Below are 1653 nucleotides of genomic sequence, written 5' to 3' on the forward strand. Positions count from 1 at the left end.
AGCGCGCTGGTGCGGGCCTCCGGGCCGAAGCCGCTGTCGGAACCCGACCTCCACAGTGCGGCGGCGTCAGCGACCGTGCCGGGGGACTCGACGCTGTGGACCTGGAGCACGGCACGGAAGCGGACCGCTTCCCGGACCGGCCCGGTGTCACCCGCACCATCGGTCCGCTCGCCGGGCTCGGGGCCGGACGCGGCTGCGCCGTCAACCGTGCCCGCGTCGCCGCTGATGCCGACGTCTCGGTCCCTCCTGTGCGCGGGGTCCGGTTCGTGCGTGGTGTCGGTCTCGATGCGCAGGGAGAGCCGGACTCCGCTGTCGTGCGCGGCCGCCACCGCCGAGACCCAGGGGCGCAGCTCGGGAAGCTTCCGGGGTTTCGTCGCGGTGAACGCGGGGCCTCCCGCGGCGAGTGCGGCCGCCGGAGTCCGCGGCAGGCCGTCCGCGACGGCGTCGCGTTCGGGCGTCACCGCGGTGACGACGAGCAGGCGGACGGCGTTCATGACGAGATCTGCACCTGGCCGTGGTCGCCGATCACGAGGCGGTGGGTGGCGGGCAGCCGGGGGGCGAGGGTGACCTTCACGTTGCGCCCGACGAGGGAGGCCTCGACCCGGCGGATGCGGTCGAAGGAGGAGTCGCTCAGGACGATGGAGTACTCGATCTCGCTCTTGGTGATGCGGCAGTTCTCGGCGACCGAGGTGGAGGGGCCGATGTAGGAGTCGGTGACGATGCTCCCGGCGCCGATGATGGCCGGGCCGACGATGCGGGAGCGGCGGACCTCGGCGCCGGCTTCGATACGGACCCGTCCGATGATCTCGCTCTCCTCGTCGACGGTGCCGTCGACACGGAACTGGAGGCGTTCCAGGAGGGTGCGGTTGACCTCCAGCATGTCGGTGACGTTGCCGGTGTCCTTCCAGTAGCTGGTGATGACAGTGGACCGTACGGTGAGCCGTTGGTCGATCATCCACTGCAGGGCGTCGGTGATCTCCAGTTCGCCGCGGGCGGAGGGCGAGATGGCGCGGACGGCTTCGTGGACGGCAGGGGTGAACAGGTAGACGCCGGCGACGGCGAGGTCGCTGCGGGGCCGTGCGGGCTTCTCCTCCAGGTCGGTGACGTTGCCGTGGTCGTCGGTGACGGCGACGCCGAAGGCGGTGGCGTCGCTGACGCGGGTCAGCAGGATCTGGGCGTCGCAGCGCTCCTTGCGGAACTCGTCGACGACGTCGGTGATGCCGTCGAGGACGAAGTTGTCGCCGAGGTACATGACGAAGTCGTCGTCCCCGAGGAAGGGTTGGGCGAGGAGCACGGCGTGGGCGAGCCCCAGGGGCTCGCTCTGCGGGATGTAGGTGACGTCCAGGCCGAAGGCGGACCCGTCGCCGACGGCGGCCTCGATCTCCGGCGCGGTGCTGCCGACGATGATGCCGACCTCGGTGATGCCGGCGTCGGCGACGGACTCCAGGCCGTAGAAGAGGATCGGCTTGTTGGCGACCGGGACCAGTTGTTTGCTGGACGTGTGGGTGATCGGGCGCAGGCGCGTACCGGATCCCCCCGCGAGTACGAGAGCCTTCACAGTTCCATCCAGGTGGCAGAGGTGGGCGGCCGGGAGCCGTGGGGTCCCGGGCCTGGGGCGGTTCGGTGCCGTCCGGTGCCGCTGGGCGGCGCCGG

1 protein-coding gene and 1 pseudogene are annotated in these 1653 nt (G+C 71.3%); both read right to left on the minus strand.

The features are described 5' to 3' along the window. Positions 1-494 (minus strand): annotated as a pseudogene (locus ACYVE9_RS25860) (hypothetical protein); the annotation flags it as partial. Beyond that, a complete protein-coding gene (locus ACYVE9_RS25865; RefSeq protein ID WP_461030317.1) occupies positions 491-1558 on the minus strand; it encodes a glucose-1-phosphate thymidylyltransferase in 1068 nt (355 codons plus the stop codon). The gene ACYVE9_RS25865 and the pseudogene ACYVE9_RS25860, both read right to left, overlap by 4 nt. Positions 1559-1653: the final 95 nt, after the last annotated feature.

The sequence above is a fragment of the Streptomyces sparsus genome (assembly GCF_054776295.1).